Source organism: Candidatus Latescibacter sp. IFSED24, assembly GCF_058273205.1.
Genome location: NZ_CM177850.1, coordinates 2,859,819 through 2,882,064 on the forward strand (window position 1 = coordinate 2,859,819; position 22,246 = coordinate 2,882,064).

21 protein-coding genes are annotated in these 22,246 nt (G+C 69.5%); 3 read left to right on the forward strand and 18 right to left on the reverse strand.

Going from position 1 to position 22,246, the window contains the following annotated elements:
• Window position 1: 1 nt before the first annotated feature.
• Window positions 2-244: a hypothetical protein gene (locus IFSED24_RS11605; RefSeq protein ID WP_491331626.1), complete on the reverse strand. Its 243-nt coding sequence runs from the start codon at window positions 242-244 to the stop codon at window positions 2-4.
• A gap of 174 nt (window positions 245-418) precedes the next feature.
• On the opposite strand from IFSED24_RS11605, the gene IFSED24_RS11610 reads away from it, so the two are divergent.
• Window positions 419-1,963 (forward strand): C1 family peptidase, encoded by a 1,545-nt coding sequence (locus IFSED24_RS11610; protein ID WP_491331627.1) that lies wholly within the window; start codon window positions 419-421, stop codon window positions 1,961-1,963.
• A 3-nt stretch (window positions 1,964-1,966) separates the two neighbouring features.
• Here the strand turns inward: IFSED24_RS11610 and gmk are convergent, their stop codons facing one another.
• Together gmk and IFSED24_RS11620 are read right to left on the reverse strand one after the other, a co-directional pair.
• The gene (gene gmk, locus IFSED24_RS11615) at window positions 1,967-2,551 is read right to left on the reverse strand and encodes a guanylate kinase (RefSeq protein WP_491331628.1); all 585 of its coding nucleotides are present in this window, start codon (window positions 2,549-2,551) and stop codon (window positions 1,967-1,969) included.
• Between the two features lie 4 nt (window positions 2,552-2,555).
• On the reverse strand, window positions 2,556-3,437 hold the full coding sequence (locus tag IFSED24_RS11620) for a YicC/YloC family endoribonuclease (protein WP_491331629.1): 882 nt from the start codon (window positions 3,435-3,437) through the stop codon (window positions 2,556-2,558).
• Between the two features lie 188 nt (window positions 3,438-3,625).
• On the opposite strand from IFSED24_RS11620, the gene IFSED24_RS11625 reads away from it, so the two are divergent.
• Window positions 3,626-4,087, forward strand: coding sequence for a hypothetical protein (locus IFSED24_RS11625; RefSeq protein ID WP_491331630.1), 462 nt, complete (start codon window positions 3,626-3,628; stop codon window positions 4,085-4,087).
• Window positions 4,088-4,089: 2 nt separating this feature from the next.
• A complete protein-coding gene (locus IFSED24_RS11630) occupies window positions 4,090-5,532 on the forward strand; it encodes an NFACT RNA binding domain-containing protein (protein ID WP_491331631.1) in 1,443 nt (480 codons plus the stop codon).
• A gap of 28 nt (window positions 5,533-5,560) precedes the next feature.
• On the opposite strand, the gene IFSED24_RS11635 is transcribed toward IFSED24_RS11630, so the two are convergent.
• From IFSED24_RS11635 to IFSED24_RS11705, 15 genes are all read right to left on the reverse strand, one after another.
• Window positions 5,561-6,787 (reverse strand): HD-GYP domain-containing protein, encoded by a 1,227-nt coding sequence (locus IFSED24_RS11635; protein ID WP_491331632.1) that lies wholly within the window; start codon window positions 6,785-6,787, stop codon window positions 5,561-5,563.
• Between the two features lie 97 nt (window positions 6,788-6,884).
• Window positions 6,885-7,988, reverse strand: a complete 1,104-nt coding sequence (gene ispG, locus IFSED24_RS11640; RefSeq protein ID WP_491331633.1) for a flavodoxin-dependent (E)-4-hydroxy-3-methylbut-2-enyl-diphosphate synthase — start codon at window positions 7,986-7,988, stop codon at window positions 6,885-6,887.
• On the reverse strand, window positions 7,985-9,895 hold the full coding sequence (gene selB, locus IFSED24_RS11645) for a selenocysteine-specific translation elongation factor (protein WP_491331634.1): 1,911 nt from the start codon (window positions 9,893-9,895) through the stop codon (window positions 7,985-7,987). The genes ispG and selB overlap by 4 nt, the downstream gene beginning before the upstream one ends.
• A 14-nt stretch (window positions 9,896-9,909) precedes the next feature.
• The gene (locus IFSED24_RS11650; RefSeq protein WP_491331635.1) at window positions 9,910-12,381 is read right to left on the reverse strand and encodes a hypothetical protein; all 2,472 of its coding nucleotides are present in this window, start codon (window positions 12,379-12,381) and stop codon (window positions 9,910-9,912) included.
• A gap of 56 nt (window positions 12,382-12,437) precedes the next feature.
• The gene (gene murA, locus IFSED24_RS11655; protein WP_491331636.1) at window positions 12,438-13,697 is read right to left on the reverse strand and encodes a UDP-N-acetylglucosamine 1-carboxyvinyltransferase; all 1,260 of its coding nucleotides are present in this window, start codon (window positions 13,695-13,697) and stop codon (window positions 12,438-12,440) included.
• Entirely contained in the window at window positions 13,697-14,575 is an 879-nt protein-coding gene (gene prmC, locus IFSED24_RS11660; protein ID WP_491331637.1) for a peptide chain release factor N(5)-glutamine methyltransferase, read from the reverse strand. Before prmC ends, murA begins: the two co-directional genes overlap by 1 nt.
• A gap of 34 nt (window positions 14,576-14,609) precedes the next feature.
• Entirely contained in the window at window positions 14,610-15,683 is a 1,074-nt protein-coding gene (prfA, locus tag IFSED24_RS11665) for a peptide chain release factor 1 (RefSeq protein ID WP_491331638.1), read from the reverse strand.
• On the reverse strand, window positions 15,680-16,726 hold the full coding sequence (locus IFSED24_RS11670; protein WP_491331639.1) for a DUF1385 domain-containing protein: 1,047 nt from the start codon (window positions 16,724-16,726) through the stop codon (window positions 15,680-15,682). Before IFSED24_RS11670 ends, prfA begins: the two co-directional genes overlap by 4 nt.
• 144 nt (window positions 16,727-16,870) lie before the next feature.
• Window positions 16,871-17,089, reverse strand: coding sequence for a 50S ribosomal protein L31 (gene rpmE / locus IFSED24_RS11675; RefSeq protein WP_491331640.1), 219 nt, complete (start codon window positions 17,087-17,089; stop codon window positions 16,871-16,873).
• Between the two features lie 106 nt (window positions 17,090-17,195).
• The gene (rho, locus tag IFSED24_RS11680) at window positions 17,196-18,443 is read right to left on the reverse strand and encodes a transcription termination factor Rho (protein WP_491331641.1); all 1,248 of its coding nucleotides are present in this window, start codon (window positions 18,441-18,443) and stop codon (window positions 17,196-17,198) included.
• A gap of 271 nt (window positions 18,444-18,714) precedes the next feature.
• Window positions 18,715-19,929 (reverse strand): tetratricopeptide repeat protein, encoded by a 1,215-nt coding sequence (locus tag IFSED24_RS11685; protein WP_491331642.1) that lies wholly within the window; start codon window positions 19,927-19,929, stop codon window positions 18,715-18,717.
• Between the two features lie 182 nt (window positions 19,930-20,111).
• Window positions 20,112-20,684, reverse strand: a complete 573-nt coding sequence (locus IFSED24_RS11690; protein WP_491331643.1) for a Spy/CpxP family protein refolding chaperone — start codon at window positions 20,682-20,684, stop codon at window positions 20,112-20,114.
• Window positions 20,681-21,112 carry an anti-sigma factor family protein gene (locus IFSED24_RS11695; RefSeq protein ID WP_491331644.1) on the reverse strand — a complete coding sequence of 144 codons (432 nt, stop codon included), beginning with the start codon at window positions 21,110-21,112 and terminating at the stop codon, window positions 20,681-20,683. Before IFSED24_RS11695 ends, IFSED24_RS11690 begins: the two co-directional genes overlap by 4 nt.
• The gene (locus IFSED24_RS11700) at window positions 21,109-21,669 is read right to left on the reverse strand and encodes an RNA polymerase sigma factor (RefSeq protein WP_491331645.1); all 561 of its coding nucleotides are present in this window, start codon (window positions 21,667-21,669) and stop codon (window positions 21,109-21,111) included. The genes IFSED24_RS11695 and IFSED24_RS11700 overlap by 4 nt, the downstream gene beginning before the upstream one ends.
• Before the next feature lie 26 nt (window positions 21,670-21,695).
• Window positions 21,696-22,232 (reverse strand): Spy/CpxP family protein refolding chaperone, encoded by a 537-nt coding sequence (locus IFSED24_RS11705; protein WP_491331646.1) that lies wholly within the window; start codon window positions 22,230-22,232, stop codon window positions 21,696-21,698.
• Between the last annotated feature and the right edge of the window lie 14 nt (window positions 22,233-22,246).

The following is a 22,246-nucleotide window of genomic DNA, read 5'->3' on the forward strand; positions in this document are numbered from 1 at the left end:
ATCACTCCTCGGCCTCTTCCTGCATCGCGTTCTTGGCCTGGAGCTCGCGCTCGCGCTTGTCGAACCAGCTCACCTTGCCGCCGAGCAGGCGGTCCACCGCGAGGCTGGTGATCTTGCCGGGCAGGCTCACGTCGAGGGTGCGCGCCCGCGCGTTGAGCCGCCGGGCCTCCAGGGCCGTGATGCGGATGGCCTCGAACTTGTTGGGAATGAGGTCGGTCACCTTCTGACGAGGAATGTAGGTCATTGCGTCAATACCTCTTACAGGGGATGTGACACGACGGTCGGGGCCGACAGGGCCCCGACCAAAAATCGGGCAACCGATGAAGTATAATCCATTTCGGGAATTATTCAAGGGCCGGAGTGGCTCGCCGCCTGGCGGCGTGGTATCATCGAGGGCACCACAAACCAGGAGCGCTCGATGTCGCGTACAAAGTTGGCCCCTGTGCTGGTCCTCGTCTGCCTCGTCCTGGCCGCCAACGCCCCGGCCGCCCAGCCCGACCTCTCCCCCGCGCAGACCGCCGAACTCGCCCGCATCCGCGTCGAGATCGCCCGCCAGGATCTGCCGTGGCATGCCGGAGACAATCCGGTCTTCCGCCTGCCAGCGGCCGAGCGCACGGCCCGCAACGGCTCGCCCGCCCCCACGCACTGGGCGGGTCCGCTGATCCGCCAGCCCCGCGACCTCCCGGTGATGCTGGACTGGCGCGACCACGGCGGCAACTGGATCACGCCCATCCGCAACCAGGAGAGCTGCGGATCGTGCTGGATCTTCTCGGCCGTGGCCGCCACCGAGACCTGGCTCATGTTCCAGGCCGGCGCTCCGGACCAGGGCATCGATCTCAGCGAGCAGTACGTCCTCTCGTGCATCGACCAGGGCTCGTGCAACGGCGGCTGGTGCTATAACGCCCTGGCCTTCCTCGCCCTCGAGGGCGCCCCCGACGAGGCCTGCTTCCCCTACGAATCCGACGACACGGTCGGCTGCGACGAGGCCTGTCCCGACGTGCTCCAGCGCCTGCGCTATCTCGGCGACTTCGCGGTCGTCACCAGCGGCGTCATCGATGTCGACGCCATCAACACCGCGCTGCAGGACGGCCCCCTGGTCACCAACTTCGCCATCTACGAGGATTTCTACGCCTACACCGACGGCATCTACGTCTGGGACGGCGTCAGCGAGGCCGACGGCGGCCATTCGGTGGCCATCATCGGCTACGACGACGGCCGCGGCGCCTGGCTCGCCAAGAACAGCTGGGGCAACCGCTTCGGCGAGTTCGGCTACTTCTGGATCGCCTACGACAGCGGCACCGGCTTCGGCGCCGACACCTGGCAACCCTGCGCGGTGAATCAACGCCCCCAGCTGAGCGACGCCGCCTGCGATCCCGCGGTTGCCCCGCCGGGCGCCACGGTGACCTGGTCGGTGGTCTACCGCGACCCCGAGGCCGACGAACCCCTGGACGCCACGCTGACCGTGCGCCAGCCCAGCGGCCGCACCGCCGACCACCCGCTCACCGCCGGCGCGGGCGACCTGGTCTCCGGCATGGTCTACACCACGAGCCTGGTCCTCGACGACCCCGGCCAGTACGGCACCCGCTTCCGCTTCCTGAACGCCGCCGGCCAGGAGGTGACCTGGCCCACGAACGGGTATGCCGAGATGCCGGAGGTGGCCGCCAGCACCGCAGCGCCGGTGCCCGCGCTCACGACGCTGCAGCCGCCATCGCCCAACCCGGCCAACCCCGGCTGCACGGTGAGCTTCACCCTGGCCCGGTCCGGCGAGGTCGAGCTGGCGATCTTCGACCTGGCCGGGCGCCGGCTCGCGATCCTGGCCCGCGGCTGGCGGGAGGCAGGGCTCCAGCAAGTGTTCTGGGACGGACGGTCGGCCACGGGCAAGGCGGCGCCCAGCGGCACCTACGTGGTGCGGCTGCGGGCGGCGGGCCGTGTGCAGAGCGCGAAACTCAGCCTGGTGCAGTGAAGCTCAAACCAGCGGCGGCGCGGCGAACCGCTCCCGCCGGCACGACTCCGCCAGCAGGATCGCCTGCAGCCGCAGCACCGCCGAGTCCACCTCGTCGTTGATGACCCAGTAGTCGTAGCGCTCGGCGTAACCCACCTCCCAGCGGGCGTTCTCCAGCCGCATGGCCATGGCCGCGTCGGTGTCGGTGCCCCGGCCGCGCAACCGCGACTCCAGCGCCTCCCACGACGGTGGAAACAGGAACACCGAGACGATCTCGCCGCCGCACCGGTCCAGCACCTGCACGCCGCCCTGGACGTCGATGTCCAGCAGCGGGATGCGCCCCTCGGCCTCCATGGCCGCGACGTGTTCGTGCCGGGTCCCGTAGCGCTGGCCGTGGACCTCGGCCCACTCGAGGAACGCGTTCTCGGCCACCAGGTCGGCGAACCTCGCCGCGTCCACGAAGTGGTAATCCACACCGTCCTGCTCGCCGGCCCGCGGCGAGCGCGTGGTGGTGGAGACCGAGAAGCCGAGCTGGGGCTCGCGGCGCATCAGCTCGTGATACACGGTGCTCTTGCCGGCCCCCGAGGGGCCCGAGATCAACAGGATCATCCGGCTACTCCAGGTTCTGGACCTGCTCGCGCAACGACTCCACCTCGTCCTTCATGCCGATGACCAGCTGGGTGATCTCCATGAGGTTGGTCTTAGACCCCATGGTGTTGACCTCGCGGTGCATCTCCTGCAGCAGGAAGTTGAGCCTCTTGGCCACCTGGCCGCCGCCGCTGAAGGCCTCGCGATAGTGCTGCAGGTGGATGCCCAGCCGCTCGCATTCCTCGTTGATGTTGGCCTTGTCGGCGAGGAACGCCGCCTCCTGGGCCAGCCGCTGCGGATCGATCTCGCCGTCGAGCAGCTCGGCCAGCCGCTCGACCAGCTTCCGGTGGGCCTCCTCGGCGGCCTGGGGCGCCAGCTTCTTGACCGCGGCCAGACCGCTCTCGATGGCCCCCAGCCTTTCCTGCATCTCCTGCACCAGCTTCTCGCCCTCCTGGCGCTTCATCTCCTGCAGGCCGTCGAGAGCCTGGTCGAGCGCCGCCAGGAAGGCGATCTGCAGGTCGTCGCGGGAGAGGTCGGCCTGGGCCGGGGTGAACAGGTCGGGCACGCGCAGCAGGTGCTCGAGACGGATCTCCTGCGGCTGCCTGGTGTGGACCTCGAGGCGCGTGGCGGCGTCCTGGAGCAAGGCCAGCGCGGCCTCGATGCGGCCGGCCTCGAGACGCGGCGCGGCGGCGGCGGGGTCGAGAGTCACCGTGGCGGCGCAGGTCACCCGACCGCGGGCGATCCCGTCCTTGAGGCGGTTGCGCAGCTCGATCTCCAGGAACTGCAGCGCCGAGGGGAGCTTGATCGAGGCGTCGAGGAAGCGATGGTTGACGGCGCGCAGCTCCACGGAGACCGTCGCCGGTCCCGCCGTGGCCTCGCCGCTGCCGAAACCGGTCATGCTGAGCATGGGGATCCTTTCCCCGGCCCGCGCGCGAGATGCCCTGTGCGTCGTCCGCGTGGTGCCGGCGGGGCAATGCTAGGCCACGGAGAGCGCGGCGGCAAGCCCGGGTCGTCCTGAAACCCGGTTGCCCCCGCGCACGTTTCAGTCCACTATACCCGCCGAAACGTTCACGGATGAGACCACCTGGAGGAACCATGAAGAAGAACACCCTGCTGCTGGGCCTGCTGATGCTGGTCGTCGGCACCGCCACCGCCGCCGACCTGGGCTTCGGCCCCCGTGCCGGCTACACCCACGACGGCGACCTCGATCAGTTCCATTTCGGCGGTCAGATGGTGATTCCCAACCTCACCCCCAACCTGCACGTCGTCCCCAGCGTCGAGCTGGGCCTGGGCGACGGCACGCTCATCGCCATCAACGGCGACGTGGTGTGGGAGTTCACCGAGCTGGCCACCAGCCGGTGGAGCTTCTTCGCCGGCGGCGGACCCGTCTTCTCGCACTACAGCAACAACGGCGCCGACTCCACCGACTTCGCCCTCGCCCTCGTCCTGGGTTCCACCTTCGGCCTGAGCGAGAGCCGCGAACTGTTCGGCGAGTTCCGCTTCGGCCTGGAAGACGCGCCCGCGCTGAAGCTCACCCTCGGCCTGACCTTCTTCTAGCCATGACCACTCCCTGGCGCGACCACGACCGCCTGACAGCCTTGCTGGCGGCATGGCGTGCGGGCGCCGCCGGCCGTCCGCTCTACCGGGTCGACGCCGGTCCGGGCTGGACTAGCCTGCACCTCGAAGGCGATCAGCGTCCGGCGCTCTTCCTGGGCGCGTTGCCGGGCGCCGTGCTGGCCTTCCCTTTCACCGCGCCCCTGCCCGCTCCGCTGCATGCTGTTCTGACGCCCACCCGCGGCCATCCCCTCGGCGGCCTGCTGCGGCAGGCCACCCTGACCGACCTCGCGCTGCTGGCGGACGACCTGATCCTGCAGCTGGTCTTCTCCGCGCCCGCGGGTCCGCGGCTGCTCCGTCACCAGCTCTTCGGCAACCGCGGCGGCACCGTGGTCCTCGACGACCAGGGCCGCTTGCTCTGGACCGCACACCCCGGACCCCACCCCGGGTTGGTCGAGCCGGCGCCGTTGCTGGCCTCCCCCCCGGACCATCCCGCCACCGACCTCGACACCTGGACCGACACCGGCCTGTGCCGCCTCGCGCGCCAGCAGGAGACCGCGCTGGGCGACCGGCTGCAGCGCCGCCTCGCCCAGCGCCAGAAGACCGCCGACCGCCTCGTGGCCAACCTCACCGACGACCTCGCGCGCGCCGACGGCGGCCAGGAACGCCGCCGCGACGCCGAGACCCTGGCCGCCCATCTGCACGAGGTGCCCCGGGGCACCGCCGAGATCACCGTCACCGATCCCCACGACGGCAGGCCCCGCACCATCGTCCTGGATCCCTCGCGCCCGGCCCACAGCAACCTCGAGCACCTTTTCAAGCTCGCGCGCAAGGCCGAGCGGGGCCGCGAGATCATAGCCGAGCGCCAGCGGGCGGCCGTGGCCGAGAGCGCCGAACTGGCGCGCCTGGACGTCGAGCTGGCGGCCCTGCTCGGCGGACCCTCGGCGGCGGACGAATCGTTCGCCACCGTCGGCCATCGACTCGCCGCGCTGCACGCCTTCGCCGCCGCCAATCCTGCCCTGGTCGGCGAACGCACCGCCAGACCGGGTCGCGCACCCGACGAGCCGGCGCGGCCGTTTCGCCGCTTCCTGGTCGACGGACGCTGGGAGGTCTGGGTGGGGCGCAGCAACCAGGAGAACGACCTGCTCACCCACCGCGCCAGCCACGCGCAGGACCTCTGGCTCCACGCCCAGGGCGTCGCCGGCAGCCACGTGATCGTGCGCACCGGCGGCCGGCCCGACACGGTGCCCCGAGCGGTGCTGGCCAAGGCGGCCGCGCTGGCGGCCCATTTCTCCAAGGCGCGACACAGCGGGCTGGTGCCGGTGATCTGGACCGAACGGCGCTACGTGCGCAAGCCGCGCAAGGCGGCCCCGGGCGTGGCGGTGTGCCTGCGCGAGCAGAACCTCTTCGTGGAACCGGGAATCGTGGCGGGCGTGGAGCCGGCCTAGGCGCCGTCCGGCAATCCGCGGACCGGGCCTAGTCGGGGAAGCGCTTGCGGATCACCGACAGCTCGTCGGGGTCGCGCAGGAAGATCCGCACCAGCTCGGGATCGAACTGGGAGCCGGCCAGGCCCGCCAGCCTGGCCAGGGTGTCGTCCTGGGACCAGGCCTGCTTGTAGACGCGACGGCTGGTCAGCGCGTCGTAGACGTCGGTCACCGCCACGATGCGCGCGCACAGCGGGATCTGATCGCCGACCAGCCCGTCGGGGTAGCCGCTGCCGTCCCAGCGCTCGTGGTGATAGAGCGCCACCTCCACACCCATCTCGAGCATGGGGAACGTGCCGTGGGTCAGCATGAGGTCGCGCAGGATCTCGGCGCCCAGACGCGAATGCGTGCGCATGATCTCGTACTCGTCCTCGTCGAGCACGCCCGGCTTGAGCAGGATGCTGTCGGGGATGCCCACCTTGCCGATGTCGTGCAACGCCGCGGCGCGGGTCAGGGTGGCGATCCACTCGTCGGTGATGATGCCCAGATAGCCCGGCGCGCCATGCATCCGCTGGGCGAGGAGCTGGCTGTAGGCGCAGATGCGGTCGAGATGGCCGCCGATGTCGCCGCCGCGCGACTCCGCCAGCCGCGCCATCCCGTGGATCACCGCGTCGCGGCTCGAGGACAGCTGGCGCACGAGGCGGTAGTTCTCGAGCTGGTAGGCGAGCTGGTCGACCAGCATGCTCGCCATGTCGATCTCCTCGGCCGCGAAACCGCCCGCCCGGTAGCGGGCGAACTCGAACGCCCCCACCGGCCCCTCGCGGCCGATGATCGGCAGGGCCATCAGGCTGCGGATCTCGGGCAGCAGCAAGCGCACGCCCGGGGTGGCGGCCAGATCGGGCACATGCACCAGGTATTCCTCCTGGAAGGCCTGGATCGCGGGCCGGTTCAGCTCGTCGAGGAAGAAGATCCGCTCGCTCTCGGGCATCTCGGCGCCCACGAGTCCCTCGAGGGCCAGATGATTGGATCCGTTGGTATGGAGGAACAGCATGCAGATGTCGCAATCGAGGACCCGGCCCACGCCCCGCACGATCTCCTGGTACGCCGGCGCCTGCTCGTCCATGCAGATCAGACGCGTGTTCAGCGAGCTGAGCGCGCGCAGCTGCTGCGAGAAGCGCGCCAGCCCGCCACGCCCACGCTCGTCGGGCGTGGCCGTGGCCAGGGAGCGCTCCTTCGCGGCGAGGAAGCCAGGTAGCTGATCGGGCAGAATGACGTCCATGCGGTCCCCTGACAGCCGGCGGCTGTCCCCCGTGGTTGTCCAGTCCAGGGTTCTCTTCCTGGCTTCTGGATCGACCACACGGCGGGAAACCTGAGGACTATCGGCGCAGGCGCGCGATCTCCTCCATGAGGACCGCCTCCAGGTCCTCCTTGGCGATGTTGCGGTGCAGCTCGCCCTGCCGGTAGATCGCCACCTTGCTCTTGCCGGCGGCGATGCCCAGGTCGGCCGACTTGGCCTCGCCGGGCCCGTTGACGATGCAGCCCATCACCGAGATGACCTTGTCAGCGGGCAGATCCTTGGCCAGCTCCTCGACCTTGGCCGCCAGGCTCATCACGTCCACCTCGACGCGGCCGCAGGTGGGGCAGGCCACCACCCGCGCGTACCCCTCGCGCAATCCCAGCGACTGGAGCATGTGGTAGGCGGCCTGGACCTCGTGGACCGGGTCGGCGGCCAGCGAGATGCGCAGGGTGTCGCCGATGCCCTCGCTCAGCAGCACGCCGAGGGTGGCGGTGCTGCGCGCGGTGCCCGCGTGCAGGGTGCCGGCCTCGGTCACGCCCAGGTGTTGCGGCACGTCGCTGACCTGGCTGAAGCGGCGGCAGGCCTCGATGACCTCGTGGGGCTCGCTGCTCTTGAGGCTGACCACCACGTCGGTGAAGCCCACGGCGGCCAGGACCTCGAGCTCGTCCAGCGCGCTCTGGACCAGCGCGCCGGCGGGGTCGATCATCCGCAGGTCGCGGTAGCGCTTGTGCAGGCTGCCGCGGTTGACGCCGACGCGGATGGGCACGCCGCGGTCCTTGGCCGCCAGCGCCACCTCGCGCACCTTGTCGCGGCTGCCGATGTTGCCGGGATTGATGCGTAGCTTGGCGATCCCGGCCGCCAGGGCGGCCAGCGCCATCTTGTGGTCGTAGTGGATGTCGGCCACCAGCGGCAGGTTGGCCTCGCGCACGATGGTGGGCAGCGCGGCGGCGGCGGCCTCGTCGTTCACGGTCACGCGGACCAGGTCGGCCCCGGCCGACGCGAGTTCGCGGATCTGCTGCAGCGTGGCCTCGGCGTCGCCGGTGCGGGTGCAGGTCATGCTCTGCACCGCCACCGGGGCGCCGCCGCCGATCTGCACCGGGCCCACCATCACGGGGCGGGTCGCGCGGCGCGGCGCGCAGGTGGGCCGGCTCCGGCCGGTGTCCTTGGGGGTGAAATCGCTCATGAGGGGTCGGTCGTCTCCTCGAGGGCGGGCCCGGCGCGGCGCACGTCGCCCGCGCGTACCGTCAGGCCCGTCTGGTCCAGGTGCTCCAGCAGGGGAATCCCCAGCTTGCGCGACATGCCGCTGAGTTCGCGGAACCCGGCGAAGGTCAGCTCGTCCTCGCCGGCGAAGTACGCCCGCAGCCGCGCGACCAGGTCGGCGCGCGCCGCGGCGTGGACAAGGTAGTCGGAGGAGATCTGGACCGCCCGGCCGTGGTCGACCAGGTAGCGCAGGTACTCTTCCTCGCCCTGGCCCGCCGGCGGCGCCGGTGCTGCAGCCACCTGCTCGGCGAAGGCGGTCAGGCCGGGCCAGGCCAGCCCGCAGGCACGCAGCGCATCCTCGCGCGCGGCCACCCCGGCGGCCAGGTCCGAGGCCAGCGGCGGCCCCTCGGGGGTGATCGCCAGGCGGTCGGCCACCACGCACCAGCCGGCCAGCGGAGCCATGGCCTGCAGCAGCGCATTCCACTCGGGAACGGTGCCCTTGAACTTGCGCCGGCGCCGGATCTCCTCGCGCGGCATGCCCAGCCGCAGCGGGAAGCGGTCGGCGTAGGCCTGGACCAGCGCGCCCACCGCGCCGGCCTCGGCGAGGACCAGCTCGCGCAGGTAGATCCGCTTGCCCACCGCGAAGACCGCGGGATCGTCCTGCAGGCCGAGCGCCTCGGTCAGCGGCAGACCCGCCAGGCCGGCGGTGCGCAGGTTCTGGAGCAGCAGCTCGGCGGGATCGCCCTCCTCCATGACCTGCAGCCGCTCGACCACCTCGTCCTGGAAGCGCTTGTGACGCAACGGCGCCGGATCGAGGACCGTGCCGCCGGCGATGCTGGTGACCGGCGAGTAGAAGCGCAGCACCAGGCGGTCGCCGCGCCGCGGGACCAGCGGTTCCTCGAGGTGCAGCTGGCAGAGACCGCTGCGCGGACCGTCGCCGCCCAGTTCCTCCTGGTCGAGCAGCACGAGGCGGCCCAGCACCTCGCGGCCGGCGTGGTGGACGTGCAGCCGCTGGCGGTTCTTCAGGACGCCCTGGTAGTGGGGGAAGAGGTCGACCCGCAGGTCCAGCAGGCGGGTGACCGCCGCCGAACCGGGGGCCAGGACCTGGTAGCCGCGTTCGAGGTCCTCCTTCTTGACCCCGTGCAGCGCCAGGGCCAGCCGCTGGCCGCTGCCGCCGGTCAGGACCTTGCGCCCGTGGGCCTGGACCTCGCGCACGCGCACTTTTCCGCCCGAGGGCTCGATGGCGAGCTGGTCGCCCACCGAGGCCTGGCCGCTCCAGCAAGTGCCGGTCACCACGGCGCCCGCGCCGGGCATGGTGAAGATGCGATCGATGGGCAGGCGGAACGGATCGCCGGCGCCGCGGATCGGCAGCAGGTCGGCCTCGGCGCGCAGCGCGGCGCGCAGGTCGTCGAGGCCGAGTCCCTCGTGCGCCGAGACCGGCACGATGGGCCGCCCCTCGAGGAACGTGCCCTGGACCAGCTCGCGCGCCTCCTCGGTGGCCAGCTCGAGCATCTCCTCTTCCACCATGTCGATCTTGGCCATGACCACCACGCCGCCGCGAACGCCGAGGGTGTCGAGGATCTCGAGGTGCTCCACGGTCTGCGGCATCACACCCTCGTCGGCGGCCACCAGCAGGAAGGCCAGGTCCACGCCGCCCGCGCCGGCCACCATCTGCTTGACGAACTTCTCGTGCCCCGGCATGTCGACCACGCCCAGGGTGAGGCCGTCGCCCAGATCGAGCTCGGCGAAGCCCAGCTCGATGCTGATGCCGCGCTCCTGCTCTTCCTTCAAGCGGTCGGTGTGGGTGCCGGTGAGCGCGGTGATGAGCGCGGTCTTGCCGTGGTCGACGTGGCCGGCGGCGCCGAGGATGTAGTGGCGAGGATCGGGCATGCGGGCTCCTCCGGCTACTCGAAGACGATGCGATCGATGTCCAGGCCCAGCGCGCGGCGGTCACGGCTGTCCGGATTCCGCTCCGCCGGCACGAAGGTGGGTACCTCGATGATCAGGACGTTGCCCGACGGCCGCAAGAGGCCGGCGGGAACGGCCCCCGTCAGCAACCGCCGGCTCTCGGCCGTCATGGCCAGGCGCCGGCCGTTGAGCTCGAACACGGCCGCGGGCATCACTTCCTCCATCAGCCCCGGCCGCGATCCGTACAGCTCGATGCGCATCCCGGTGTGCGCGGTCTCGGCGACGTCGAACTCCAGCTCGACCCGGTCCTTGGTCCAGCCCATGCCAGTGTGGAAGCCGTCGGCGCGGTAGACGCTGCCCTTGCCGCGCTGGAAGTAGACCATCTCCCCGCCGGCGGCCCGGGCCTTGTCGAGCCGGAACTTGCTGAAGGCCAGGCGGTGGACCCGCTCGCTCCGCGGCAGGAGCGGCAGATGTTCCGGGCGCGCCCAGCGGAACGCGACGTCGTCCACCAGGCGCAGGCGGTCGGGGAAGTAGTTCAGGCGCGAGATCACGAAGACGTCGGCGTAGTCGTCCTGCAGCTGATCGCGGGCGAGCAGCTTGCCCAGCTCGTCGCGGCCGGCGAAGGTCCAGACGTTGCGGTCGAAGGTGTAGATCAAGGGCTGCTGGTAGAGCAGGTGATCGCAGGTGGCGTGGTCCCAGAGGATCAGGTCGTCGCGGTCGACGTCCTTGACGGTCTCCTTCAGGCCCTCGACCAGGTCGTCGTAGTGTTCGAAGCGGTACTGGACCGACGTGGCCAGCACGGACCACACGAGTCCGCAGACCAGCAGCACCCAGACCAGCGGCTGCCGGCCCGGCCGCTGCGCCAGCCCATGGAAGACGAGGAGCATGGCGAAGGGCAGGGTGCCGGTCAGCAGGTAGCGCCCGTAGTAGTACTGGAACGGCAGCACCCACTGGAAGACGGCCGAGTAGACGAAGTAACCCGCCAGCAGCAGCAGGAGCAGCGTGCGCACGTGGTCGCGGTCGCGCAGGCGGCCGACCTGCCACCCGAGCAGCAGGAAGACCGGCGGCGAGAGGTAGATCGCCAGGGTCAGCAGGCTCGAGTAGTCGACGCTCTTCCAGCCGAGGCCCGCCAGGCCGAAGCGTTCCACGTAGCCGATCTGGTCGTCCACCTCGCCGCCGGCCAGGCGCCAGACCTTCCAGACGTGGTAGAGGAAGGACACCGAGAGCAACAGCGCCACCGCCGCGGCGAGGAACGGCCGCACGCGGATGAACCAGCGCCTGAAGGGCCCCTCGACCATGACACCGATCATGACCGCGGCGCAGACCGCCAGCAACCCGCCCGCCAGCAGCGGCAGCACGCCGAGCCAGTTCGCCCCGAGCAGCGGTCGGAAGATCTTCTCGAACTGCTCGTAGGCGTAGGGGAAGGTGGTGGCCTGGAGGTGCCAGACGCTCACGGCGTAGACCGCGACCGCGCCGGCGAAGGTCCCCACCAGCAGGCGGCGCAGGCCACGGTCCTCGCTGAGGCTCGTCAAGTAGACCACCGCGGCGGCGGCGAACGGCAGCAGGAAGAAGCCGTCGATCCTCGTCAGGCAGTGCGCCGAATAGGCGCCCACGGCGAGGGCCGCGTAGACCGCGCGCTGGCGCGTCGTCGTGGCCATTCGCCAGCCCCACACCAGCATCAGGAGCGCCATGACCGTGAAGCTGAGCGCGATCAGCTCGGACAGCGAGTTCTTGGCGAAGAACGCATGCAGCGGGTTGACGGCGAGGAAGAGCGCTCCGGTGAACGACCAGACCCGCGAGCCCGTCAGGCCGTACAGGATGAGGTAGAACGCCACCACGGTGAGCAACGCGAAGCCGATGACCGCATAGCCCATGCGCTCGAGCCCCAGCAGCGCGCCCGCGATGGCCATCCACATGGGATGCGCCTGGGGGAACTGGAACACGTAGGTCATGGACTCGACGTCGGCGATGTAGATCCCCGGCAGATAATTGCCCTCGCGCCGGCCCTCCATCTCGGGCGCCACCGAGCCCGCCGGCCGGAGCCCCGGCGTCACCTGCACCTCACCGTAGAATGTCCGCGCGTCGGCCGGATACCGGGTCATGGTCTGGTCGCGATGGATCACCGAGGTCGACCGCGTCAGGTGGGCGGCCATGTTCGAGTAGGTGCCGTCGTCGTTGCCGCCGGCGATGTTGGGATTGGGCGCGAAGCGGAAGATCAGGGCGATGCTCAGCAGCAGCAGCAGGTCGCGGCCGTGTCCCAGGGAGGCCGCGGCGCCACTCGGCAGCGGCGCCGCGAACAGCGGGCGCCGGACGGCCAGGAACAGGGCCACGGCCAGCGCCAGCCCGAGCGAACCGGCGAGCAGCGGCCGGAACCAGTCGAGGTAGATCAGGCCCATCCCCACGTGGGTCACGCAGAGCACGACGAGGACGATGAAGACGACACCCTGGGCGAAGCGCGAGTTCGGCATGTACGAGCCCCTTCCTTTCCAGTGACGGCGGACCGCCGATCGGCTGTCCGGCGGTGCTATTCCTGCCGGCGGGTGATCCGCGCGCCCAGCGCCGCCAGCCGTTCCTCGATCCGTTCGTAGCCGCGGTCGATGTGGTAGACCCGGCGCACCACGGTCCGCCCCTCGGCGGCGAGGCCGGCCAGCACCAGCGCGGCCGACGCCCGCAGGTCGGTGGCCATGACCGGCGCGCCCTGCAATGCCGGCACGCCCAGCACCGTGGCGGTGCCGTTCTTGACCTCGATGCGCGCCCCGAGGCGCTCGAGTTCGGCGGCGTGCGTGAAGCGGTCGGGATAGATGGTGTCGGTGATGAAGCTGACCCCGTCGGCCAGCGCCGCGGCGGCCATGACCTGGGCCTGCATGTCGGTGGGGAAGCCGGGGAACGGCTGGGTCTCCACCTTCACCGGCTGCAACGGTCCGGTGCGCTCGACCACGAGCAGGTCGCCCTCCTCGCCGATCGTGCAGCCCAGATCGCGCAGGACGCCGATGATGGGCGCGAGGTGGTCGCTGCGGCAGCCCACCAGCCGCACACGGCCGCCGGCCACCGCCACGGCGGCCAGGAACGTGCCCGCCTCGATGCGGTCGGGGATCACGACGGCCGAGAGCGGTGACAGCTCCGCGACGCCCTGCACCTGCAGCGTGCGTGTGCCCAGGCCCTCGATGCGGGCGCCGGCGGTGACCAGCGCCTCGCCCAGCTGGACCACCTCGGGCTCGCGGGCGCAGTTCTCGAGCACCGACTCGCCGCTGGCCAGCACCGCGGCCATGAGCACGTTGCAGGTGGCGCCCACGGAGACCGGTTCGAAGCGGAAGCGGCCGCCGGGCAGACGGCCCGGACAGCGCGCGACGATGTAGCCGTGCTCCTCGTCCACCGTGGCCCCCAGCGCCGCCATGCCCGCCATGTGCAGATCCACCGGCCGCGGCCCCCAGGCGCAGCCGCCGGGCTTGGAGACCCGCGCCTCGCCGTGGGCGGCGAGCAGCGGACCCAGGACGTAGATGCTCGCGCGCATCTTGCGGACGATGTCGTAGGGCGCGGTGGTCGCGGTGGGCCCGCCGGTGTTGTCGAGGCGGAGAGTGCCCCGGTCGAGGTCGCCGCGCAGGCCCAGCTCGCGCAGCAGTTCGAGGAAGAACCGCGTGTCGCGCAGGTCGGGCACGTTGGTGAGCACCGATTCGCCCGCGCTCAGCAGCGAGGCCGCCATCAGGGGCAGCGACGCGTTCTTGGCGCCGGCGATGCGGACGTCGCCGTGCAGAGTGGTCGGGCCGTCGATCTCGAAATAGTCCATCAGGTCTCGGCTTCCTCGCGACGACCCGTCACCACGCGGGGCAGGTCGGCGTAGTCGTGGGTCATGGTCACCGCCACGAGTCCGGCCGCGGTGAGCAGCGCGGGCACCGTCTCGCCCTGGTCGGCGCCGATCTCCAGCGCCAGCCAGCCGCCGGGGGCCAGCCAGCGCACCGCCGCGGCCACCAGCGCCCGGTAGACGTCGAGGCCGTCCTCGCCGCCGTCGAGAGCCTCGACCGGATCGTGCTGCACCTCGCGCGAGAGTCCGTCCAGCTCGCCGCGGCGGATGTACGGGGGATTGCTGATCAACAGGTCGACGTGGCCGCGGAGATGTCCAGGCACCGGGTGCAGGAGATCGCCCTCGAGGACGTGCACCCGCGCCTCCACCCCGTGGCGGTGCGCGTTCTGCCGCGCCAGGGCCACGGCCCGGGGGCTGCGGTCGGTGGTCCAGACCTCGGCCGCGGGCACCTCGGCCGCCAGGCTCACCGCGATCACGCCGCTGCCGCAACCCACCTCCACCACCTTGGGCGCGATGAGCCGCTGTCCCGCCGGCGCCAGCAGCCCGCACGCGGTCTCCACCAGCCGCTCGGTCTCGGGCCTGGGGATGAAGACGCCCCCGTCCACCTTGAACTCGCGCGAGTAGAAGCCCGTGGTGCCGATGATGGTCTGGAGCGGCTCGCCCGCGGCGCGGCGACGCACCAGGGCGCGGTACCGCGCGAGCTCCTCGCCGGCGACCGGGCGGTCGGCCTGCAGGTACAGCTCGATGCGGGCGAGGCCCAGGACGTCGCTGAGCAGGCGCTCGGCGTTCAGGCGCGCCGAGTCCACACCCTTCTCGGCCAGGTACTCGCCGGAGAGCGCGATGAGTTCGCGGACGGTCTTCACTCGGCCTCCGCCGGGGTCGCAGGGGGGGGTCGGACTACTTGCCGCGGCTGGCGGCCAGGGCCTCGTTCCGACGGTACTCGTGGATGGCGGCCACCACGTCTTCGAGTTCGCCCTGCATGATGGCATCGAGGTTGTGCACGGTCAACCCGATGCGATGGTCGGTGACGCGGCTCTGGGGAAAGTTGTAGGTGCGGATCTTGGCCGAACGGTCGCCGGTGCCCACCTGGCTCTTGCGCTCGGCGGCGATCTTGGCCTCCTGCTCGGCGATGGCGCGTTCGAGCAGCCGCGACCGCAGCACCTGCAGGGCCTTGGCCTTGTTCTTGTGCTGCGACTTCTCGTCCTGGCACTGGACCACCAGCCCCGTGGGCAGGTGGGTGATGCGCACCGCCGAATCGGTGGTGTTCACCGACTGGCCGCCGGGACCGCTGGCGCGGTAGACGTCGATGCGCAGCTCGCCCTCATTGATGTCCACGTCGACCTCTTCGGCCTCGGGCAGCACCGCCACCGACGCCGCCGAGGTGTGGATCCGCCCCTGGCTCTCGGTGGCGGGCACGCGCTGGACGCGGTGCACCCCGCTCTCCCAGCGCAGCATGCCGAAGGCGCCGTCGCCACGGACCGCGTAGATCACTTCCTTGAACCCGCCGACGGTGCCCTCGGTGGCGTCGATGAGCTCGGTCTTCCAGCCCTGGCTCTCGGCGTAGCGCAGGTACATGCGGCCGAGCTCCTCGGCGAAGAGCGCCGCTTCGTCGCCACCGGTGCCGGCGCGGATCTCGAGGATGGCGTCGCGGTCATCATTGGGGTCGTGGGGCAACAGCGCGGTTTCGAACTCCTGGGCCGCGACCTCGAGGCGCGGTTCGAGATCGGCCAGCTCCTCGCGCGCCATCTCCACCATGTCCTGGTCCTTCTCGGAGCGCAGGATCTCGCGGCTGCCCTCGACCTGCTCCTGCAGGTCGAGCCAGCGCTCGCCCGCCGCGAGCTGCTTCTGGACATGCCGGTGCTCGCGCGCCAGGTCGCGGTAGCGCTGCTGGTCCTTGAGGACCTCGCCGTCCGAGAGCTGGTCGGTCAGCTCCTGGTAGCGTTCCCGCAACGACTGGACGTTCCCCTTCACGACTGGCCTCCAGCGTCACCGGACACCGCGGTCGCCGGCATCGCCGCCGACTGCTCGGCATCGGCCAGCTCGTAGTAGACCCGGGTCTTGAAGCCCTCGGCTTCGGGAGTGAGCACCGCCTTGAGCGCCGCCATGGCCACCTCGATCTGGTCGTCGGCGGGCGGACTGGTGGTGATCTTCTGCAGCCACAGCCCCGGCTGGATCGCCGGCTTCAGCCACCAGGCGTTGCAGTACTTGCCCGAGAGCTTGATGGCCTCGTAGGCCAGGCCGCCGATCAGCGGCACGAAGGCCAGCCGGATCAGACGTTCGCCCACGGTCTCGGGCTTGCCCAGGAAGACGAAGACCAGGATCGAGATGATCATCACGAAGAACAGGAAGCTGGTGCCGCAGCGCGGATGCAGCGTGGTGAAGCCGCGGGTGCCCTCGGGATCGAGGGTGCGTCCGTTCTCGAAGGCGTGGATCGACATGTGCTCGGCGCCGTGATACTCGAAGACCCTGGCCATGTCCTTCATGAGGCTGATGGCCCAGAGGTAGAGCACGAAGAGGATCACGCGGATGACGCCGTCGACGAGGTTGAACAGGAAGTTACCCTCGACACCCAGCCACTCGGTGACCAGGAGCGGCAGGTAGAAGAACAGGCCCAGGCTCAGGGCGAAGGCCACCACGATGGTGCCCCACATCCAGACCGTGTCCTTCAGCGAGGTCTTCTGGTTGTCGACCCGGTCCTCGGAGACCGCCTGGTCGGCCGAGAACATCAACGCATCGATGCCCAGCCCCATGGTCTCGATGAGGTGGATCCCACCGCGCAGCACCGGGATGTTCAGCCACTTGTTGCGATTGATGACGCCGTTGAACGGCTTCTTCCGGATGACGATGCGGCCCTCGGGGTTGCGCACCGCCGTGGCGATGGCCGTGGGGCTGCGCATCATCACACCCTCGATCACCGCCTGGCCGCCCACGGCCAGATCCAGCTGGCGCGCTTCCTCGATGCCCGGCGAGGGCCGGGCGCTGGTGGTGCTATCCTGGGGAGTCGGTTCGCTCATGAGGTTCTCCGGACCGCGGGCGGCCAGGGGCCGCCGCTGGTTGGCAAAGAGACGAGGGCACCGGCTCGGCAGCCCGGCGCCCTCGTGGAATTCTCAGGCGACGCTACAGGAGTGGTCAGCGGGTCCGCGAGCGGACCGGGGAACCTACTTCTTGCCGCCGTACTTGACCCCTTCGAAACGCTTGCGGAAACGCTCCACGCGACCGGCGGTGTCGATGATCTTCTGCTGACCCGTGTAGAACGGATGGCAGTTCGAGCAGATCTCGACGTTCAGCTTGGGCTTGGTGGACTTCGTCTTGATCACGTTGCCGCACAGGCAGGTGATCTCGCAATCGACGTAATTGGGGTGAATCTTCTTCTGCATCGTCCCATATCCTTGTTGCTGACACTGAGCCAGGGGAGCCACAAACAAATATACTGCGGGCCTGAGGGCAAGGGGGAAAATCGATCCCGGCCCCCAGGCGTCGGGCTCAGGCGTTCATGGCGGCCAGGAACTGCTTGTTGTCCTTGGTCTTGCCGAGCTTGTCGATCAGGAACTCCATGGCCTCGATAGGCGAGTAATCGCTCAGATACTTGCGCAGGACCCAGATCTTGTTGAGATCCTTGGCGTCCAGCAGCAGGTCCTCCTTGCGCGTGCCGCTCTTGAAGATGTCCACGGCGGGGTAGATGCGGCGGTCGGCGATCTTGCGGTCGAGGACCAGCTCCATGTTGCCCGTGCCCTTGAACTCCTCGAAGATGACCTCGTCCATGCGGCTGCCGGTCTCGATGAGTGCCGTGGCGATGATGGTGAGCGAGCCTCCGTCCTCGATGTTGCGCGCCGCGCCGAAGAACCGCTTGGGCTTCTGCAGCGCGTTGGAGTCCACGCCGCCGGAGAGGATCTTGCCCGAATGGGGCACCACCGCGTTGTGGGCGCGCGCCAGACGGGTGATCGAATCGAGCAGGATCACCACGTCCTTGCCGCTCTCCACCAGGCGCCGGCTCTTGGCGAGCACCATGTTGGCCACCTGGACGTGGCGCTCGGCTGGTTCGTCGAAGGTGGAGCTGATGACCTCGCCGTCCACCGACCGCGCCATGTCGGTGACTTCCTCGGGGCGCTCGTCGATCAACAGCACGATGAGGTGGACCTCGGGATGGTTGGCGCTGATGGCGTTGGCGATCTTCTGCAGGATCATGGTCTTGCCCGCGCGCGGCGGCGACACGATCAGGCCGCGCTGCCCCTTGCCGATGGGCGCCATGAGGTTGATCAGCCGCGTGGTCAGGTTGGTCGCCTTGTGCTCGAGGTTGATCATCTGCTCGGGATACAGCGGCGTCAGGTTGTCGAAGAGCGTGACCTTCTTGGCCTCTTCCGGATCCATGTAGTTGACCGATTCGACCTTCAGGAGCGCGAAGTACCGCTCGTTCTCCTTGGGCGGCCGGACCTGACCGCTGACGGTGTCGCCGGTCTTCAGGTCGAACTTCTTGATCTGGGACGGCGAGAGGTAGATGTCGTCCGGTCCCGGCAGGTAGTTGTACTTGGCCGCGCGCAGGAAGCCGTAGCCCTCGGCGAGGACCTGCAGCACGCCCTCGGCCATGATGAAGCCGTTCTTCTCGGTCTGGCCTTCGAGGATCTTGAAGATCAGCTCGCTCTTGCGCAGCGTGCTGACGGCCTCGATGTTCATGCCGCGAGCCACGTCGACCAGCTCGCGTATGTTCATCTCCTGCAGTTCCTTGATATCCATCGCTGCTCCTCGGGGACCGCGTCGTTCGCGGCAGGGCTCGGCAGGGAACGCGGTCCATGGCGGACCGAAGCGGAGTTCCGTGCCCAGGCTATTGAGTGAAGTTGGGTGGAAAAGCCTTGTATGGGTTCTGCGCGAGTCCAGCGACCGCGGGGTGATTCGGTCGATGTCGCCGGTGCGGGTGTCGTACCCAGATAAACCGTACCGGCCGGATTATGCAAGGGGCGTACCAGCCGGAGCGATCGCGCGGCCGCTCCGGCTGGCTCGCAATACTCTATTGGCTCCCCGAAAGTTCCTGATAGGTCTTCATGTTCTGCTGCGACGCATCGAGATCGCCCAGCGCCGCCTGGCAGGTTGCCAGGTAGTAGAAGGCGTCGGGATCGTCCGGCGCCATCAGCACCAGGGCATTGCCCACGTTGACGCCCTGCTGCAGGACCTCGCGATAATGCACCTCCAGCTCCTCGGCACGCCGCATGTCGGTCTGAGCGGCCTCGGCCGCCTGCGTGATCAACTCCTGACCGTACTGCAGGTGCAGCTGCAGGCGCTGCTTCAAGATCTGTGTATTCTCCACGTTCTGCTCGCTGGCCAGGCTCAGGGCCTCCAGCGCCCGCGGATAGTCCTTGGCGCTCTGGAAGTTGAAGCCCGCCTCGCGGTAGAGCCCCTCCAGCTCCTGGTCGTTCTCGGGATCGGTGTCGTTGAGGTAGATGTCGGCCACCTGCATGAACAGCTCGCCGGCCTCCTCGTAACGCTCCTGCTTGCTGTAGAGCCCGACCACGTCGAGCAGCAGGATGGGGTCGTCACCGTGCTCGCGCAGTAGCTGGTCGTAGATGGCCTGGGCCTCGTCGGTCCGGTTGAGCTGGGTCAGCACGTAGCCCTTGTCGCTCAGGAGCTGGTAGGCTTCCGGCCGCTCGGTGAGGACCTGATCGAGCAGGGTTAGGGCTTCCTCGCGCAGCGCCGACGCGGAATCGGGCTTGTCCGAGACGCCCTCGGCCTGCTGGATCTTCATCTTGGCGATGTCCTGGATCGCCGCCAGCGAGTCGGGCAGCGCAGCGTAGGCCAGGCGGAAATAGCCCTCGGCCTGCTCGTAGTTCTGGTCCCGCCACATGCTGCGGCCGACGCTGAGCTGGTTCTGGTAGTTGATCTTGAGCGCCTCGGCCACATCCTCCGACCAGTACTCGGGGTCCATGTCCCGGGCGGTGGTGTACTTCCGGTAGGCTTCCTCGAAGCTCGCCTTGGCCAACAGGTAGTCGTTCTCGTCGATGGCCTGCTGCGCCATGCGACTGTACGCCTCACCCTGATAGTAGTAGCCCTCGGGATCGTTGGGATTGTACGTCAGGCCCTCGTCGATGACGTCGACGGCCTTCTGGTACTGCTCCTGCTCGATGTAGAGGATGGCGCTGGTGGTGTGGGCCGAACGGCAACCGCCGAGAATGGCGAAGCACGACAGGGCCGCCAGGATCGCTAGCAGGGTGGCGCGATGCTTGGTCATCTGAGACTCCCCCTCGGGATCACTCCGGTGCTGGGGATGAGAGACGGAATGATCCAGGGCTGGGTGGGGATCCGCTCGTTAAAAATGCCAGGACCGAGGTCGAGGGGCGCAATGAACCCGATCCCGCTAACACACGGAATACATAAGAGATTTGCCGACGCGATGTCAAGAAAAACGCCCTCTCAAGGCTTCTCGCGCTGACCACGCCGTGGATGATGCCCGCCGCCGTCCCGATGCCGCGACATGCGGCCGCGCTCCCGACCCATGGGGAAGTAGCTCCGGTAGTGCTCGCGTTGCTCGGGCGTCAGGACCGCGCGTTCGCGGAACATGGCCTCCACCACCAGCGAGTCCAGCTCGGCCTGGATCTCACCGAGGGCGCGCGCGGCCGCGTGGACTGCCGCGAGGTCGGGCTCGTCCGCGGCGTGCAACGCCTGCAACTCCTCACGGCGATCCAGGAGGTCGCGACGGCGCGCGAACACCTCGTCGCCGATCTCGAGATGGATCGCCATGAGGGCGGATCGCTGGTCGTCAGTGAGTCCGAGGTCCTGGCTCATGCGGTCGAGGCGCCGTTCCATGAACGACCGGACCTGGTCGCGGTCGGGCAGGAAACCGGAGTCGGGCTCCCCGGGAGGCAACTCCTCGCCCTGACCTTCGGGGCGGGGCGGCGACCCGTTCCCCTGGCGCCACAGGCTCACGCCGAGCCCGAGATTCAGGCCCAGGGACAGCAGCAACACGATCAGCCAGCCTCGTTTCATGATTCCTCGTCCTCGTCAAGGTCGCTCAGCTGCAGCCAGACCTGGTCCAGGGTGGGCAGGCTCGCCGCCAGATAATCCTCGCTGGACATGGCGGTCGGACCGCTGTCCACGGCGAGGTCGGCGGGGTCTCCGAATTGCAGTCCCAACACCACGCCGGCGGCGAGGGCCGCGGCGGCGAGCCCGCGCTGCGGCCAGGTCCAGGACACCCGCTGGCGGCGGTGCTCAAGGCGTGCCGCCACGTGGGGCCAGACCGTGCCCCGGACCGCGGGCGACGCGGCCTGGTCGACCTGCTGCCAGAGCCGGCGAGCCGCTGCCAGCTCGCGCCGGCAGGCCGCGCAGTGCTCGACATGCGCCAGGAACGCCGGCTCGAGCGAGGGCGAAAGCTCGCCGTCGAGATAGGCCTGGATCTGGCGGGTGATGTGCGTCATGACACGTCCTCCTCTACCGGGGCCAGCCGCTGCCGCAAGGTGTCGGCCGCCCGCATCAACAAGGATTCCACCGCCGGGACCGTGGTGTCCAGCACTTCGGCAATCTCCTTGTAGCTCAGCCCCTGGAACCGCTTGAGCACCACCGCGGCGCGCTGGCGCTCGGGCAGGGTGGCCACGGCCGCTCGGACCTGCTGGATGGTCTCCTGTCTGGCCAGGCTCTGCATGGGGTCGTCTCCCGGAGCTGATTGATCGTGGCTGGTGAGGTCGAAATTGACCCAGCGGAGAATCTTGCGCCGCCGGAGCACGCTGCGCGCCCGGTTGCCGGCGATGCGGAGCAGCCAGCTGCGGAACTTGCCATCGGGACGGTAGCGGCGCGCCTGGTCGTAGACCTTCAGGAACACGTCCTGCGCCTGATCCTCCGCCTCCTCCACCGAGCCGAGCATGTGCAACAGGAAGGCGAAGACCGGCTGTTCCCAGCGGGCGACGAGTTGCTGGAAGGCCACCTCGTCGCCCGCTGCCGTGCGCTGCATCAGGATGTCGTCGTCGTGGTGGCACACGGTCGCGATCCGTCCTGCTGTTCGCCCTAATCCTCGTCGTCGGCCACGGGCGCCCAGCGGTGGTGCCGGTCCTGGCCGCAACTGCCGTGACGACCATACCGTCCCCTGGCGTCCGCGCGATCACCACGGTGCTTCGCCCGCATGAGCATCATCTGGTCTCGCTGCTCCTCGGTGAGCAGGGCGCGCACGGCGAGCCTGGTCTTGACCTGGATGACCTTCAACTCGGTCTGGGTCTGTCCCATCTGTTCGGTGATCCGGATCAGGTCCTTCTCCGAGGGCTGATCCTTCAGCATCTCGCCCTGGCGTTCGTTCCGCAACCGCGCCAGCTGCTTGCGCAGTTCCAGCCCCTGCGTGCGGGCCTGTTCGTGCAGGGCCGCGATGGCGGTCTCCTGCTCCTCGGTCAGGTCGAGCCGGCTGAGGAGCCGTTCGCTGCGCGGACCGTGGCCGTAGCCGCTGGCGCCGCAGTCGGCGCGCGGCGTCCGCCCCGGTCGCTGAGCCAGGGCCGTGGTTGCCAGGAGGGCCACCAGCGCCAGGCTGGTCAGGATGGTGATTCGCTTCTTCATCTCAGAACCTCCGT

Bases quoted from the DNA above. Each gene is read 5' to 3' on its own strand.
- IFSED24_RS11690 (WP_491331643.1), bottom strand. From the start codon at position 20,684: ATGAAACGAGGCTGGCTGATCGTGTTGCTGCTGTCCCTGGGCCTGAAT.
- ispG (WP_491331633.1), bottom strand. From the start codon at position 7,988: ATGAGCGATTTCACCCCCAAGGACACCGGCCGGAGCCGGCCCACCTGC.
- IFSED24_RS11685 (WP_491331642.1), bottom strand. From the start codon at position 19,929: ATGACCAAGCATCGCGCCACCCTGCTAGCGATCCTGGCGGCCCTGTCG.
- murA (WP_491331636.1), bottom strand. From the start codon at position 13,697: ATGGACTATTTCGAGATCGACGGCCCGACCACTCTGCACGGCGACGTC.
- selB (WP_491331634.1), bottom strand. From the start codon at position 9,895: ATGCCCGATCCTCGCCACTACATCCTCGGCGCCGCCGGCCACGTCGAC.
- IFSED24_RS11620 (WP_491331629.1), bottom strand. From the start codon at position 3,437: ATGCTCAGCATGACCGGTTTCGGCAGCGGCGAGGCCACGGCGGGACCG.
- IFSED24_RS11670 (WP_491331639.1), bottom strand. From the start codon at position 16,726: ATGAGCGAACCGACTCCCCAGGATAGCACCACCAGCGCCCGGCCCTCG.
- rho (WP_491331641.1), bottom strand. From the start codon at position 18,443: ATGGATATCAAGGAACTGCAGGAGATGAACATACGCGAGCTGGTCGAC.
- IFSED24_RS11630 (WP_491331631.1), top strand. From the start codon at position 4,090: ATGACCACTCCCTGGCGCGACCACGACCGCCTGACAGCCTTGCTGGCG.
- IFSED24_RS11610 (WP_491331627.1), top strand. From the start codon at position 419: ATGTCGCGTACAAAGTTGGCCCCTGTGCTGGTCCTCGTCTGCCTCGTC.
- IFSED24_RS11650 (WP_491331635.1), bottom strand. From the start codon at position 12,381: ATGCCGAACTCGCGCTTCGCCCAGGGTGTCGTCTTCATCGTCCTCGTC.
- IFSED24_RS11695 (WP_491331644.1), bottom strand. From the start codon at position 21,112: ATGACGCACATCACCCGCCAGATCCAGGCCTATCTCGACGGCGAGCTT.
- IFSED24_RS11705 (WP_491331646.1), bottom strand. From the start codon at position 22,232: ATGAAGAAGCGAATCACCATCCTGACCAGCCTGGCGCTGGTGGCCCTC.
- IFSED24_RS11635 (WP_491331632.1), bottom strand. From the start codon at position 6,787: ATGGACGTCATTCTGCCCGATCAGCTACCTGGCTTCCTCGCCGCGAAG.
- rpmE (WP_491331640.1), bottom strand. From the start codon at position 17,089: ATGCAGAAGAAGATTCACCCCAATTACGTCGATTGCGAGATCACCTGC.
- IFSED24_RS11605 (WP_491331626.1), bottom strand. From the start codon at position 244: ATGACCTACATTCCTCGTCAGAAGGTGACCGACCTCATTCCCAACAAG.
- IFSED24_RS11625 (WP_491331630.1), top strand. From the start codon at position 3,626: ATGAAGAAGAACACCCTGCTGCTGGGCCTGCTGATGCTGGTCGTCGGC.
- gmk (WP_491331628.1), bottom strand. From the start codon at position 2,551: ATGATCCTGTTGATCTCGGGCCCCTCGGGGGCCGGCAAGAGCACCGTG.